Annotated in this window: 11 protein-coding genes; 1 reads left to right on the top strand and 10 read right to left on the bottom strand. The window is 72.4% G+C overall.

Annotated elements, in window-relative coordinates; translation table 11 throughout:
- Nucleotides 1-218: 218 nt before the first annotated feature.
- The 5 genes from ACIGAN_RS02620 to ACIGAN_RS02600 all read right to left on the bottom strand — a co-directional run bounded on the left by ACIGAN_RS02620 (nt 219) and on the right by ACIGAN_RS02600 (nt 3,337).
- Entirely contained in the window at nt 219-1,748 is a 1,530-nt protein-coding gene (locus ACIGAN_RS02620; RefSeq protein ID WP_365091942.1) for a helix-turn-helix domain-containing protein, read from the bottom strand.
- Nucleotides 1,749-1,833: 85 nt separating this feature from the next.
- The gene (locus ACIGAN_RS02615) at nt 1,834-2,034 is read right to left on the bottom strand and encodes a DUF4236 domain-containing protein (RefSeq protein ID WP_365091939.1); all 201 of its coding nucleotides are present in this window, start codon (nt 2,032-2,034) and stop codon (nt 1,834-1,836) included.
- A gap of 171 nt (nt 2,035-2,205) precedes the next feature.
- Nucleotides 2,206-2,622: a nuclear transport factor 2 family protein gene (locus tag ACIGAN_RS02610; RefSeq protein WP_399854522.1), complete on the bottom strand. Its 417-nt coding sequence runs from the start codon at nt 2,620-2,622 to the stop codon at nt 2,206-2,208.
- A gap of 81 nt (nt 2,623-2,703) precedes the next feature.
- On the bottom strand, nt 2,704-2,835 hold the full coding sequence (locus ACIGAN_RS02605; protein ID WP_399854521.1) for a hypothetical protein: 132 nt from the start codon (nt 2,833-2,835) through the stop codon (nt 2,704-2,706).
- A 70-nt stretch (nt 2,836-2,905) separates the two neighbouring features.
- Nucleotides 2,906-3,337, bottom strand: coding sequence for an Rrf2 family transcriptional regulator (locus ACIGAN_RS02600; protein WP_399854520.1), 432 nt, complete (start codon nt 3,335-3,337; stop codon nt 2,906-2,908).
- A 300-nt stretch (nt 3,338-3,637) separates the two neighbouring features.
- On the opposite strand from ACIGAN_RS02600, the gene ACIGAN_RS02595 reads away from it, so the two are divergent.
- Complete coding sequence (locus tag ACIGAN_RS02595) at nt 3,638-6,436, top strand: aconitate hydratase (RefSeq protein ID WP_365738575.1); 2,799 nt, start codon at nt 3,638-3,640, stop codon at nt 6,434-6,436.
- A 99-nt stretch (nt 6,437-6,535) separates the two neighbouring features.
- On the opposite strand, the gene ACIGAN_RS02590 is transcribed toward ACIGAN_RS02595, so the two are convergent.
- The 5 genes from ACIGAN_RS02590 to ACIGAN_RS02570 are packed head-to-tail and all read right to left on the bottom strand — an operon-like array spanning nt 6,536 to nt 14,271.
- Complete coding sequence (locus tag ACIGAN_RS02590; RefSeq protein ID WP_399854627.1) at nt 6,536-7,921, bottom strand: ABC transporter substrate-binding protein; 1,386 nt, start codon at nt 7,919-7,921, stop codon at nt 6,536-6,538.
- A gap of 29 nt (nt 7,922-7,950) precedes the next feature.
- Nucleotides 7,951-9,237, bottom strand: coding sequence for a sugar ABC transporter permease (locus ACIGAN_RS02585; RefSeq protein ID WP_399854519.1), 1,287 nt, complete (start codon nt 9,235-9,237; stop codon nt 7,951-7,953).
- Nucleotides 9,228-10,007 carry an ATP-binding cassette domain-containing protein gene (locus ACIGAN_RS02580; RefSeq protein WP_399854518.1) on the bottom strand — a complete coding sequence of 260 codons (780 nt, stop codon included), beginning with the start codon at nt 10,005-10,007 and terminating at the stop codon, nt 9,228-9,230. Before ACIGAN_RS02580 ends, ACIGAN_RS02585 begins: the two co-directional genes overlap by 10 nt.
- A 14-nt stretch (nt 10,008-10,021) precedes the next feature.
- The gene (locus ACIGAN_RS02575; protein ID WP_399854517.1) at nt 10,022-11,098 is read right to left on the bottom strand and encodes a sugar ABC transporter substrate-binding protein; all 1,077 of its coding nucleotides are present in this window, start codon (nt 11,096-11,098) and stop codon (nt 10,022-10,024) included.
- Entirely contained in the window at nt 11,095-14,271 is a 3,177-nt protein-coding gene (locus ACIGAN_RS02570) for a SpoIIE family protein phosphatase (RefSeq protein WP_399854516.1), read from the bottom strand. Before ACIGAN_RS02570 ends, ACIGAN_RS02575 begins: the two co-directional genes overlap by 4 nt.
- Between the last annotated feature and the right edge of the window lie 230 nt (nt 14,272-14,501).

Here is a 14,501-nt window from a genome sequence, read left to right as displayed (position 1 = left end):
ACGCGGCCCCGGGTGTTCTGCTGGGTGGCTGAATTCGCTGTACCACCCGAGTCGTTCACGCACTGCGCGGAACCGGTGGTGCGGTGGGAGAGGGCCGGTTCCGGGCGCGCGTCTGCCGTCCGGCCGGAGGTGCCGCGGATGCCCTGAAAGCGCCGATGCGTCGCCCCCTGCCGCGGGCGTGCGGGCAGGGGGCGAGGAGGTGTTGCGGTCCCGTCCGGTCAGATGTCCCGGAAGATCTCGATCTGCGCGCCGATGGAGTTCAGCCGCTCCGCGAGGTCCTCGTAACCCCGGTTGATGACGTACACGTTGCGCAGCACCGACGTGCCCTCGGCCGCCATCATCGCCAGGAGGACGACCACCGCGGGGCGCAGGGCCGGCGGGCACATCATCTCGGCGGCGCGCCAGCGGGTGGGGCCCTCGACCAGGACGCGGTGGGGGTCGAGCAGCTGGAGGCGGCCGCCGAGGCGGTTCAGGTCCGTGAGGTAGATCGCGCGATTGTCGTAGACCCAGTCGTGGATGAGGGTCTTGCCCTGGGCGACCGCCGCGATGGCCGCGAAGAACGGGACGTTGTCGATGTTCAGGCCGGGGAACGGCATGGGGTGGATCTTGTCGATCGGCGCCTCCAGCTTGGAGGGCCGTACGGTCAGGTCCACCAGCCGGGTGCGGCCGTTGTCCGCGAAGTACTCCGGCGTGCGGTCGTGGTCGAGGCCCATCTCCTCCAGGACCGCCAGCTCGATCTCCAGGAACTCGATGGGGACCCGGCGGACCGTCAGCTCCGACTCCGTCACGACGGCCGCGGCCACCAGGCTCATCGCCTCGACCGGGTCCTCGGAGGGGGAGTAGTCCACGTCGACGTCGATGGTCGGCACGCCGTGCACGGTGAGGGTGGTGGTGCCGATGCCGTCGACCTTGACGCCGAGCGCCTCCAGGAAGAAGCACAGGTCCTGGACCATGTAGTTGGAGGAGGCGTTGCGGATGACGGTGATGCCGTCGTGCCGGGCGGCGGCCAGCAGCGCGTTCTCGGTGACCGTGTCGCCGCGTTCGGTCAGGACGATCGGGCGGTCGGGGCTGGCCGAGCGGTCCACCTGGGCGTGGTACTGGCCCTCGGTGGCGGCGATGTCCAGGCCGAACCGGCGCAGGGCGATCATGTGCGGCTCGACGGTGCGCGTACCGAGGTCGCAGCCGCCGGCGTAGGGCAGCTTGAAGTGGTCCATGCGGTGCAGCAGCGGGCCGAGGAACATGATGATGGAACGGGTGCGGCGGGCCGCGTCCGCGTCGATCGCCGCCAGGTCCAGCTCGGCCGGCGGCACGATCTCCAGGTCGACCCCGTCGTTGATCCAACGGGTGCGCACGCCGATGGAGTTCAGCACCTCCAGGAGGCGGTACACCTCCTCGATGCGCGCGACGCGGCGCAGCACTGTGCGCCCCTGGTTGAGCAGGGAGGCGCACAGCAGCGCCACGCACGCGTTCTTGCTCGTCTTGACATCGATGGCACCGGACAGCCGGCGGCCGCCGACCACCCGCAGGTGCATCGGACCGGCGTAGCCCAGCGAGACGATCTCGCTGTCGAGGGCCTCCCCGATACGGGCGATCATCTCAAGGCTGATGTTCTGGTTGCCGCGCTCGATGCGGTTGACGGCGCTCTGACTGGTGCCGAGCGCCTCGGCAAGCTGCGATTGCGTCCAGCCCCGGTGCTGCCGGGCGTCACGGATGAGCTTACCGATGCGTACGAGGTAGTCGTCTGCCATGCGATGCAGGTTATCTCAGATATGAGATGAGGCCCGCACGAGGGGGTCCGTACGGGTGACGGGGCGTCACTCCGGCCCCGCAGCCTCAGTGTCGCTTGGACGTCGTGGTGCGCCGCCACCCGAAGGGCCCGGGCAGATCCATCGAGGTCGTACGACGTCCGGTGCTGCTGCGGGTGTACCGGGGGCCGTTCTTCCCGCCGCCGGTCGTGATGGACCAGGAGCGCTTGTTGATGTTGAGCCGCACGCCGGGAAGAATCCGGAAACTCTTACGGAATGTGAGGGGCATTCAGGGGCTCCTTTCGGTGTCACCGGGGGTTCCCGGTTCCGTTCGGTTACCCCGAGTTCCCGTTCCGATGGCCCCGTCGAACCGTTTCGGCTTCGGCTGGGTCTCCGCCGCACCTCTGCACGCACGCCCGGCCGGATCGCCCCGGTCCGCGGGGCCCCAGAGTGCCCCCTCTCATCCGGCGTCGAACGCCTCGGCGACGGCCAGCGTGTCCTCGTACAGGTGCATGCGGACGATCCGGCCGCGCTCGACCGTCAAGTGCATGGCCGCCGGCGTGGTGAACTCCTTGCCGCTGGCCACGGCGGTGTGCGTGAAGACCGCCAGCAGCACCACGTCAGCACCGTCCACGATGAAGCGCTCCAGCACGACCTTGCTCCTGCCGGACGCGAAGTGCGGCCACATCGTGGTGAAGTACGGCGCGACCTCCTCCCGGCGGGTACGGCGTCCGGTCCAGGGCAGCGCGTCACTGCCGGGCACGTACCAGTCGATCTCCTCGGCGAACAATTCCTGGATGCCGTCGGGATCCTGCTCGCCGAGGCGCTGCAGGAAGTTCTCGGCCACGGTTCGCGATGTCTGAGTGTCTGTCGCCATTGTCCTTGTCCTTGTCCCTGTCCCTGTCCCTGTCCCTGTCCCTGTCCTTGTCACTTGTCACTTGTCACTTGTCACTTCGTCTCAGTGGCCCGCCGGCCAGGTGGAGGGCGGTGCCGTGCCCTTGATGTCGGTCGAGGCGGTGCTGGCGCCGAGCGGGCCGTCGTCCCCGACCCCGGTGGTGGCGCCCTCGGCGGAGACTCTGCGACTCCTCAACGTAACAACTTCGGTTACATCGGTGGGCGTGGAAGGCGATCCCCCGGGAAGGGAGATCGGCGGTCCGAGGTCAGGCGGCGTGCAGGATGTCCCGCAACACGTCCTCCAGCGTGGTCTTGGCCAACTCCCTGCGCAGGGCGGACTCCACTTCGTCGTACACGGCGGCCATCGCCGGTCCGATGCCGTGGCCCACGACGCACTCGGGGTCCGGTGCCGCGCGATGCAGGGCGAAGACCGGTCCCGGTTCGATCGCCCGGTAGACATCGAGCAGGGTGATCGCCGCCAGGTCCCGCGCGAGCATCCAGCCCGCCCCGGCCCCCCGGCGGGAATCGACCAGGCCGGCCTTGCGCAGCTCGCCCAGCAGGCGGCGGATCACCACCGGGTTGGTGTTGGCGCTCGTCGCGATCTGCTCGGAGGTGGCGACCTCGTGGCCGCGCCGCTGATACAGCCCGATCCATGTCAGGGCGTGCGCCGCGATGGTCAGTCTGCTGTTGGCGCTCACGTCGGGCTCCACCTCCTTCGCCCCTCGGTTCTGATCGTAACCGTAATTGTTACGACCGCATGGGGCAAGTCCCGCGGGACGGGCTGGACCGGCCGGCCGGGTGGCAGCGGACGGTCGCCCGGGCATGACCAACCGCCCCGGGTGTACTAGAGTTATCTCGACATCGAGATATCTGCCGAGGAGCACCGCAGCCGTCACCCTGGTAAGGGTTACCTAACTTAGCCTTACCTTAGCGGATCGGTCGAGAGGCCAGGGCGGCAGGATCGTGGTGGAACGCGCACATCAATGAAGGAGACTGTCGTGTCGGCGAACAGCTTCGACGCCCGCAGCACGCTGCAGGTGGGCGACGAGTCGTACGAGATCTTCCGGCTGGACAAGGTGGAGGGCTCGGCCCGCCTCCCCTACAGCCTCAAGGTCCTGCTGGAGAACCTGCTCCGCACCGAGGACGGCGCGAACATCACCGCCGACCACATCCGTGCCCTCGGCGGCTGGGACTCGCAGGCCCAGCCCAGCCAGGAGATCCAGTTCACGCCGGCCCGCGTGATCATGCAGGACTTCACCGGCGTTCCCTGCGTCGTGGACCTCGCGACCATGCGTGAGGCCGTCAAGGAGCTGGGCGGCGACCCGGCGAAGATCAACCCGCTCGCGCCGGCCGAGCTGGTCATCGACCACTCCGTCATCGCCGACAAGTTCGGCACGAACGACGCCTTCAAGCAGAACGTCGACCTGGAGTACGGCCGCAACAAGGAGCGCTACCAGTTCCTGCGCTGGGGCCAGACCGCCTTCGACGAGTTCAAGGTCGTCCCGCCCGGCACCGGCATCGTCCACCAGGTCAACATCGAGCACCTGGCCCGCGTCGTGATGGTGCGCGACGGCAAGGCCTACCCGGACACCCTGGTCGGCACCGACTCGCACACCACCATGGTCAACGGTCTGGGCGTCCTCGGCTGGGGCGTCGGCGGCATCGAGGCCGAGGCCGCCATGCTCGGCCAGCCGGTCTCCATGCTGATCCCGCGCGTCGTCGGCTTCAAGCTCACCGGTGAGCTGCAGCCCGGCACCACCGCCACCGACCTGGTGCTCACCATCACCGAGATGCTGCGCAAGCACGGCGTCGTCGGCAAGTTCGTCGAGTTCTACGGCGAGGGTGTGGCCGCCACCTCTCTGGCCAACCGCGCCACCATCGGCAACATGTCGCCGGAGTTCGGCTCCACCGCCGCGATCTTCCCGATCGACGACGAAACGATCAACTACATGCGGCTCACCGGCCGCAGCGAGCAGCAGCTCGCCCTGGTCGAGGCCTACGCCAAGGAGCAGGGCCTCTGGCTCGACCCGGCCGCCGAGCCGGACTTCTCCGAGAAGCTGGAGCTCGACCTCGCCACGGTCGTCCCGTCCATCGCCGGCCCGAAGCGCCCGCAGGACCGCATCGTCCTCGCCGAGGCCGCCCAGCAGTTCGCCAAGGACGTCCTGAACTACGTCGAGGTCCCCGCCGCGCCGCAGTCCGGCACCGCGGCCTCCCCGGTCGACGAGGCCAGCGACGAGTCCTTCCCGGCCTCCGACGCCCCGGCCTACGGCAGCCAGGAGAACGGCGCCGGCGCCCCGCAGCACGCCGACGGCACCGGTGCGGGCGTCCCGTCCAACCCGGTCACCGTGACCGCCCCCGACGGCACCTCGTACGAGCTGGACCACGGTGCGGTGACGGTCGCGGCCATCACCTCCTGCACCAACACCTCCAACCCGTACGTCATGGTCGCCGCCGCCCTGGTGGCCAAGAAGGCGGTCGAGAAGGGCCTGACCCGCAAGCCGTGGGTCAAGACCACCCTCGCCCCGGGCTCCAAGGTCGTCACCGACTACTTCGAGAAGGCGGGCCTGACGCCCTACCTCGACAAGGTCGGCTTCAACCTCGTCGGCTACGGCTGCACCACCTGCATCGGCAACTCCGGCCCGCTGCCGGAGGAGGTCTCCAAGGCCGTCAACGACCACGACCTCGCCGTCACCTCGGTCCTGTCCGGCAACCGGAACTTCGAGGGCCGCATCAACCCCGACGTCAAGATGAACTACCTGGCGTCCCCGCCGCTGGTCGTCGCGTACGCCCTCGCGGGCTCCATGAAGGTGGACATCACCAAGGACGCCCTGGGCACCGACCAGGACGGCAACCCGGTCTTCCTGAAGGACATCTGGCCCTCCGAGGCCGAGGTGAACGACGTCGTCGCCAACGCCATCGGCGAGGACATGTTCGCCAAGTCCTACGCGGACGTCTTCGCGGGCGACGCCCAGTGGCAGGCCCTGCCCATCCCGACCGGCAACACCTTCGAGTGGGACGCCGAGTCCACCTACGTCCGCAAGCCCCCGTACTTCGAGGGCATGCAGATGGAGCCGGCCCCGGTCCAGGACATCTCCGGCGCCCGGGTGCTCGCCAAGCTCGGCGACTCGGTCACCACCGACCACATCTCCCCGGCCGGTGCCATCAAGGCCGACACCCCGGCCGGCAAGTACCTCACCGAGCACGGCGTCGAGCGCCGCGACTTCAACAGCTACGGCTCGCGCCGCGGCAACCACGAGGTCATGATCCGCGGCACGTTCGCCAACATCCGCCTGCGCAACCAGATCGCGCCGGGCACCGAGGGCGGCTACACCCGCGACTTCACGCAGGACGGCGGCCCGGTCTCCTTCATCTACGACGCCTCGCAGAACTACCAGGCCGCCGGCATCCCGCTGGTCGTCCTGGCCGGCAAGGAGTACGGCTCCGGCTCGTCCCGCGACTGGGCGGCCAAGGGCACCGCGCTCCTCGGCGTCAAGGCCGTCATCGCCGAGTCCTACGAGCGCATTCACCGCTCGAACCTCATCGGCATGGGCGTCCTGCCGCTGCAGTTCCCGGAGGGCCAGTCCGCCGACTCCCTCGGCCTGACCGGCGAGGAGTCCTTCTCCATCTCCGGCGTCACCGAGCTCAACGACGGCACCACCCCGCGCACGGTGAAGGTCACCACCGACACCGGCGTCGAGTTCGACGCGGTCGTCCGCATCGACACCCCGGGTGAGGCGGACTACTACCGCAACGGCGGCATCATGCAGTACGTGCTGCGCAGCCTGATCCGCAAGTAAGCGGACCGGCCAGGCAGGCCACGGCGGTTCGAGGGCCGCGTTCCCGGGTGACCGGGGGCGCGGCCCGCGCCGTTCCCCCCGCCTTCGCCGCCGCGCCGTTCACTCCCCCCGGTACTTCGCCGCCGCGGCGTGCGCGAGGTCCTGGGACTTCTCCAGGGCCGTGTCCACCGACTGCCGCCCGGCGATGGCCGCGGCGATCTGCTCCGAGACCGCCGTCCCGAGCACGGCGAACTCGGGGATGCCGAGGAATCCGATGCCGCTGTAGGGGCGCGGGGCGACGCCGGGGTTGCGCGGGTCGGCGGAATCGGTGGCCGCCGTGTACTCCTGCCGGTACCAGGCACCGGCCGCCTGCTGGTACTCCGGGTCGGCGTACAGCGACCGGCGGTTGCCGGCGGGCACCGACGTCCAGCCGAGTTCCTCTCCGACCAGCTCCTGGTAGTCCTTGGAGGAGGCCCAGGAGATGAACTCCCAGGCGGCGTCCTTCTGCCGCGAGGCCTGCTGGACGCCCCACGCCCAGGTCCACAGCCAGCCGGCCTTCTCGGTCCGCTCGTGCGGGGCCGGGACGTACCCCACCTTGCCCTTGACGGCCGAGGTGTCGGCCTCGATCGTCGAGGCCAGGGAGGTCGCGTCGTACATCATGGCGCAGCCGCCCTCGACGAAACGGTCGAGGATCTCCAGGACGCCCATCCGGTCGGCGCCGGGCTGGCCGTGCTCGCGCAGCAGACCGACGTAGAAGCCGACGGCCTCCCGGAACTCCGGCGTGGTCAGGCGGGCGTTCCAGTCCATGTCGTACCAGGCGCCGCCGAAGGTGTTGACGACCGTGTTGACCGGGGCGAGGTTCTGGCCCCAGCCGGGCAGGCCGCGCAGGCAGATGCCGCTCGCGCCGTCCGTGCCGTCGACCTGTTCCGCGAGGTCGGCGACCTGCCGCCACGTCGGGTTCGGCGGCATGGTCAGACCGTCCTTGCGGAACAGGTCCTTGCGGTACATCAGGAAGGAGCCCTCGCCGTAGAAGGGCTCGGCGTAGAGCCTGCCGTCCTCCCCGGTCAGGGAGGCGACCAGGTTCGGGAAGACGTCGTCCTGGTCGAAGTCCTCGTCCGCCTTCACGTAGGAGTCCAGCGGGGCGAGCCAGCCGTTGTCCGCGTAGATCGGCACCTCGTACGCGCTGACGCTCGCCACGTCGTAGGTCCCGGCCTGGGTAGCGAACTCGCGGTTCATCCGCTCGCGCGCCTCGTTCTCCGGGAGCAGCGTGTAGTCGACCGTGATGCCGGTGCGCGCGGTGAAGTGCCGCTTGGTGAGCCGCTCCAGGGTCTGCATCTGGGGCGCGTCCGTCGCGAGCACGCTGAGTTCGGCCCGCTCCTCCTCGGAGCCGGGCGGGTCGGTGTCACCGCACCCGGCGAGGGCCAGGCCCGCGACGACCGTGGCGGCCACGGCCATCCTGACGAGGCGGCTCCGTGTCCTGACCCGGCCCTTGCCCAGCTCCCACATACCCACACATAGAGGGTATTCCGCCCACCTCAGGAGTGGCCTCTCCGGGCCGCCGCCCGTCTGGAGAGGGCGTCGGCCGCGACGGCGGCCAGCAGCACCCCACCGGTGATCATGAACTGCACGGCGTCCTCCACCCCCAGCAGGCCCATCCCCGAGGCGATCGACTGGATCACCAGCACCCCGAGCAGCACCGACCAGGGCGAGCCCCGCCCGCCGAACAGGCTCGTACCGCCGATGACCGCCGCCGCGATCGCGTTGATCAGCAGCATCCCGGAACCGGCCGCCCGGGCCGTGGTCGGGCTCGCCGAGGTCAGCCCCGAGGCAACGAACAGCCCGCCGACCGCGGCCAGCGTCCCCGACACCATGAACATCGCGACCCGTACCCGCTCCACGCCGATGCCCGCGCGGCGCGCCGCCTCGACCCCGCCGCCGAGCGCGTACACCCGCCGCCCGTGGCGGGTGCGCCGCAGCACGTAGTCCGAGACGACCAGCACCACCAGGAAGATCAGCAGCGCGAGCGGCAGGCCCTGGAAGCGGTTGAGGGTGTGGGCCGCGGCGAAGGAGGCCACCGCGAGCAGTGCGGTACGCACCCAGATCTCGCTCTCCGGCCGGTACGGCACCCCCGCCGCCCGGTGGCGGCTGCGCCGGCGGCGCGCGGCCAGCAGGTACCCGGCCGTGCCGAGCGCCGCGACCGCGTACGCCGCCCCGTCCGCGCCGAAGTGCCGGCTGGTCAGGGACGCCACCAGCCCCTCCTCGTCGATGTTGATCGTGCCGCTCGCGCCCAGCAGGTAGAGCGTCAGGCCGTTCCAGATGAGCAGTCCCGCGAGCGTCACCACGAACGCGGGCACGCCCAGCCAGGCGTGGAAGACACCGTGGAAGGCGCCCACCGCCGTGCCCGCGGCCACCGCCACGACCACCGCGAGCCACTCCGGCACCCCGTGGTTCACGTTCAGCACGGCGAACGCCGCACCCGCCAGACCGCTGACCGAGCCCACCGACAGATCGATCTCCCGGATCAGCAGCACGAAGACGATGCCGACGGCGACCAGGCCGGTCCCCACGATGTCCACCCCGATGTTGGACAGGTTGCGCGGCGAGAGGAACTTGTCGTCCAGCGCCTGGAAGACGCACCAGATCACGATCAGCCCGGCGACGACCAGCACCGGCCCGCGCTCGCCCGCCCGCACGCTCCCGCGCACCTCCAGGGCGTACCCGCGCAGGTTCTCCTGCCAGCCGCGGCCGCGCGCCTCCCGGCCGGCGGCGACCGGCCCGGCCCCCGGCCCGTCGCGCCGCGGCCCGCCGCCGGTCACGGCCACGCCTCCTCGTCGCCCCTCGCGCGATGCGCCACGGCGTTGTCCGCCGCCCCGGTGACGGCGGAGATGATCTGCTCCTGCGTCACGGTGCTCACGTCGAACAGGCCGTTGTTGCGCCCCAGCCGCAGCACGGCCACCCGGTCCGCCACGGCCTTGATGTCGCCCATGTTGTGACTGATCAGGATGATCGCCATGCCGCGGTCACGGACCTCCTCGATCAGGTCGAGCAGATGGCTGGTCTGCTCCACGCCCAGCGCGGCGGTGGGCTCGTCGAGCAGCAGCACCTTGGGCTCGGCCATCAGCGACCGGGAGATCGCGACGGCCTGCCGCTGCCCGGCCGACAGCGCGGCGACCGGCGCCCGCACGTCGGGGATGCGGATCGACAGCGTGCGCATCAGCGCGCGCGCCCGCCGTTCCATCTCCACCTCGTCGAGGACGCCGAGCCGGTCGATCTCCCGGCCGAGGAAGAGATTGCCGACGACGTCGAGGTTGTCGCACATCGCGAGGTCCTGGTAGACGGTCGCGATGCCCAGACTGTGGGCGTCGTGCGGACGCTTGATCTGCACCCGGTGCCCCTCCCACTCGATGACGCCCCGGTCGGCCGGGCTCACCCCGGAGATCACCTTGACCAGCGTGGACTTCCCGGCGCCGTTGTCACCCGCCAGCGCCACGACCTCACCGGCACGGACCCGCAGGTCCACGTCCACGAGCGCCTGCACGCCGCCGAACCGCTTGCAGATGCCGCGCAGCACCAGCACGGGCGGATGGAGCACGGCGGCCACCTCCCTCACCGCGTGAGCCCGATCCGGTCGCAGGCGCCCCGGAGCTTGGGGGTGCAGATCTGGTCGACCGTGTAGACGCCGTCCCGGACGAGCGTCCGGCCGATGCTGTCCCGCGTCACGGCGGCCGGGGCGAGCAGCACCGCCGGGACGTCCCGGGTGGTGGGGCTGTCCACGGTCGTCGTGACGAGCGCGTCCACGTCGTCGCCGCGGGCCAGCGCGACCGCCAGCGCGGCCGCCGCGTCCGTCTCGAGCCGGAAGGGCTTGTAGACGGTCATGTACTGCTCGCCCTCGACGACCCGCCTGACGGCGTCGAGGTCGGCGTCCTGACCGGTGACCGGGGGCAGCGGGGAGACCCGGGCGCTCTTGAGGGCCGCGATGACACCGGCGGCGATCGAGTCGTTGGCCGCGAGGACCCCGTCGATCCGGTGCGGGCCGAGCGTGCTGATCGCGGCGGACATGCGGTCGTGCGCGTTCTCCGAGCGCCACCCCAGGGTGTGGTACGACCTGAGGATCCGGACCCGGTCCCGCAGAACGGATCTCGCCCCGCGTTCGTACCAGGCGGCGTTCGGGCTGGACGGGTCGCCGTTCATCATGACGACACCGCCCCCGCCGGCCCGCGCGCCCATCGCCGTGAGGAGCGCCGCGCCCTGGAGCCGGCCGACCTGATGGCCGTCGAAACTGACGAAACCCGAGATCGGACCCTCGGCGAGCCGGTCGTAGGCCACCACCGGCACGCCCTCGCGGTGCGCCTCCCGCACCGAGGAACGCAGCGCCCCGGGGTCGACGGCGTCCAGGATCAGCACCGAGGCACCCCTGGTGATCATGGACGTCATCTGCTGCCGCTGGCTTGCCGCGTCGTTCTCGGCGTTGGCGTACATCACCGTGCACTCGGCGCACAGCTCCTTCACCCGCTTCTCGATCATGGGCTTGTCGGACTGCTCCCAGCGGGGCACGGCACGGCTCGGCAGCAGCACGCCGACGGTGGGGCCGTCCCGGCCCTCGCCGCCGTCCCCGGTGCAGCCGGCCCCCGCGAGGACGGCCGCCATCAGCAGGGCGGCCGCACGCCCCGCACGCCCTCTCACGACACCCCTCCGTCCTCGGCCGCCGGCCCGGACCGCCGGAAGGCGGGGACACGGCTCCGGCGCAGGCCGCTGTTCCGTTCGCCGTCTCCACCGCCGTCACCACCGCGTCCGCGCGCGCCGCCACTACCGCGTCCGCGCGCGTCGCCACCGTGCGCGTCGCCACCGTGCCCGCCGGAGCCGGTGCCGTCGCCCCGGCCCCGGTTCCGGCCGCGGGTGCGGCCCATGCCCCAGCCCCAGCCGCCGGTCCGCTCCCGGGGCCGGTCCTCGGGCCGGTCCGGCCCGGGCGGCTCCGGGTCCGGCTCCGCCCGCGGCCCGGCCCCCGGCCGGGGCTCCTCCTCCGGGCGGGAGACGACGATCTCGCTCCACACCTGCTTGCCACCGCCGACCGGCACCGACCCCCAGGCCGCCGACATCGCCTCGACGAGGAACAGCCCCCGCCCGCCCGTCGACTCCCAGTCGACCACCACCGGCTTGGCGGGCGCGCGCGGAGAGGAGTCGCTCACCGTCACCCGCAGCCGGTCGGCGGCCAGGGTCAGGTCCAGCCGGACCGCGCCCTGCGTGTGCACCAGCGCGTTGGTGACCAGCTCCGACACCACCAGCAGGACGGCGTCGGCCTCGGCCACCACGCCCCACGAGCGCAGCGTGCGGGCGCTGAACCGGCGCGCGTGCATCACCGCGTCCGGCAGCCGCCACACCACCCACCCGGCCCGCACCGGCCTGACCCGCATCCCGTCGTAGCGCAGCAGGAGCAGGGCCACGTCGTCCTCCCGGCGCCCCGCCTCGCCCAGCAGTTCGTCGGCCATCCGCCCCGGGTCGGCGGGATCGGCCGCGGCCAGCGCCCGACGCACCAGCCGCATCCCCTCGTCCAGGTGCAGGTCGGCCGACTCGACCAGACCGTCCGTCACCAGCACGAGGACCGAGCCGGGGGCGAGCGCGAGCGCCGTCAGCGGGAACTCCGCGTCGGCCAGGACCCCCAGGGGCAGCCCGCCCTCGACCGCGATCTCCGCGGTGCCGCCGTCGGGATCACGCACCAGCGGCGCCAGATGCCCGGCCCGCACGAACAGGGCGTTGCCCTCCTCCAGGTCCAGCTCGACGTAGCAGCAGGTGGCGAACAGGTCGGTCTCCATGCCGACGAGCAGCCGGTTGGCGTGCGCGACGACCACGTCCGGCGGATGCCCCTCGACGGCGTAGGCGCGGACCGCGGTCCGCATCTGGCCCATGATCGTCGCGGCCCCGGCGCTGTGCCCCTGCACGTCCCCGATGACCAGGGCCACCTTCCCCTCCGACAGGGCGATCACGTCGTACCAGTCGCCCCCCACCTGAAGGCCGCGCCGGGCGGGCAGGTAGCGGGCCACGGCGATGCCGCCGGGCAGCCGGGGCAGGCGACGGGGGAGCAGGCTGCGCTGGAGCATCGTCGCGAGCTCCTGCTCGGCGTCGTAGGCGTGGGCGCGTTTCAGGGCCTGCCCCACCAGGCCGGCGGTCGCGGTGAGCAGGGCCCGCTCCTCGGGGGCGAACTCGTGCGGGGCGTCCCAGCCGACCAGGCACACCCCGGCCACGCCGTTCTTCGCCGGCAGCGGCAGGACGGCCAGTCCGCCGGGGCCGACGCCGGCGAGCCCCGGTTCCAGCGCGCTGCCCGCGGGCCACAGGCTCATCCGGCCGTCCCGCAGCGCCGCCTGCAGCGTGGGCAGGGCGCTCACCGGGGCGTCGGGCCACTCCGAGCGCCACTCGGAACGCCACAGCTCCGGCCAGGCGCCGGCTCCCGGCGGATCGAGCACCGTGACCGCCAGCCGGTCCTCCAGCACCTCGGCGAGCGCCACCCGGTGCGCGCCGAGCGGTTCGCGCAGGGCGGCGACGACCACGCGGCTGACGTCCCGGACGGTCGTCGCGTCGTCGAGCGCGGCCGTCAGCCACTGGACCCGGGCGACGTCGCCGGCGCCCCGGCGCAGCACCGGGGCCGCGGTGACCACGCCCAGCACCCGCCGCGGGACACCGTCGGGCTCCTTGAGGACGCGGCAGCCCAGGCGCAGCCAGCACAGTTCCCCGGTGGGCCGGCGGATGCGGAACTCCAGCTCGCGGCGGCCCGGGGTCTGCGCGGACGGTTCGATGACCGACAGCAGGGCGGGGACGTCCTCCGGGACGCTGTACGACAGGAGGGTGTCGGTCTTGCCGTCGAATCCGTCCTCGGGGACGCCGAGGAGTTCGCGCAGGGCCCGGTCCGTCTCGACCAGCCCGGTGCCGGGCGTCAGGGCGAAGGAGCCGACGCCCATGGCGCGCAGGGCGGAGTCCAGCAGCGGGGCGGGCGCGGACCGGTCGGCCTCGCCCCGCAGCCGCCCGGTCACCGCCTCGGCGTACCGCTCCAGGAACTCCCGCTGCTCGCCCCCGAACCCTTTCCCGGCCTCTCCCACCACGGCCAGACAGCCCAGCCACCCACCCGCCGCCCCCAGCGGCACCGCCCCGAACGGAACGGGGGCGGCCCCGTCCTCTCCCCGGGCGGCGGCCCCCCCGCCGTCGAGCCACACGGCCCGGCCCCGCACATAGGCCTCGACGACGGCGGCCGCACGGTCTCGACCCTCCGCGGACCAGCCGGACGGAGCGCCCCGGACACCGCGCGTGACGTCGCTTTCCGGCCGCGGCGCGTCGAGGCCGGGGGAGGGGGTGGGAGGCGGTTCGTGTCCGGCAGCGGTGTGGCTTTCCGGCAGCGGCGCGTCGAGGCCGGGGGAGGAGGCGGGACGTGGTTCGTGTCCCGGGGCGATGCCGCTCTTGGGCCGTGGCGCGTCCGGGCCGGGGGACGGGGCGCTGTGCGGCCCGGGTCCGTCAGCGGCGGCCGTCCGCTGAGGGGCGTTCGTGCCGGAGGCCTCCCTGCCGTGCCCCTGACCCGGTGCCTTCGCGACCGGCCCGCGCGGTCCCCTCCTCGCCCCGACCGTGCCGCTCGCCGGCAGCCGCACCCCGCCCGGCAGGCCGTACCGCTCCGGATCGCCCCCGGCCGACTCCGCCACCCGGAGTTCCGTCCCGTCCTCGCTGCGCACGTACACCGCCGCCAGCTCCACCCCGGCGAACGCCAGCACCCGCTCCCTCGCGGCGGGCTCCGGCAGGGGGCGGGGCGGACCGGCGTCCCCGCTCCCCGGCGCCCGAAGGCCGGGGGCCTCGGCCCGGGTCTCGCCGTCCTGGGGCATGTCCGCATCCACCTCCCGTCCATGCCGCGGCCACCGGCAGGTGGGAGTCCCCGGAACTCAGGCGACGACGACGCGGGCACGGGACCGGCGGCGCCGGGTCACACCGACATGGCGGAACCACGCCGCACATGAGCGGCAGGGCACCCACCAACAGAATCCCACACCTGGATATCCCCGACATTCGGGGCGAAGGTCATCCCGGGCCGTCCACGGCCGGCCGCCCGGGCCCG

The organism is Streptomyces sp. NPDC085931 (assembly GCF_044540565.1).
Lineage (GTDB): Bacteria > Actinomycetota > Actinomycetes > Streptomycetales > Streptomycetaceae > Streptomyces.
The sequence above is the reverse complement of the archived record's forward strand: the minus strand, read 5'-3'. Positions and strand labels throughout refer to the sequence as shown.

Excerpts from the sequence above, each read along its gene's own strand:
- ACIGAN_RS02620 (WP_365091942.1), bottom strand. The coding sequence starts at position 1,748 with ATGGCAGACGACTACCTCGTACGCATCGGTAAGCTCATCCGTGACGCC.
- ACIGAN_RS02615 (WP_365091939.1), bottom strand. The coding sequence starts at position 2,034 with ATGCCCCTCACATTCCGTAAGAGTTTCCGGATTCTTCCCGGCGTGCGG.
- ACIGAN_RS02610 (WP_399854522.1), bottom strand. The coding sequence starts at position 2,622 with ATGGCGACAGACACTCAGACATCGCGAACCGTGGCCGAGAACTTCCTG.
- ACIGAN_RS02590 (WP_399854627.1), bottom strand. The coding sequence starts at position 7,921 with ATGTGGGAGCTGGGCAAGGGCCGGGTCAGGACACGGAGCCGCCTCGTC.
- ACIGAN_RS02570 (WP_399854516.1), bottom strand. The coding sequence starts at position 14,271 with ATGCCCCAGGACGGCGAGACCCGGGCCGAGGCCCCCGGCCTTCGGGCG.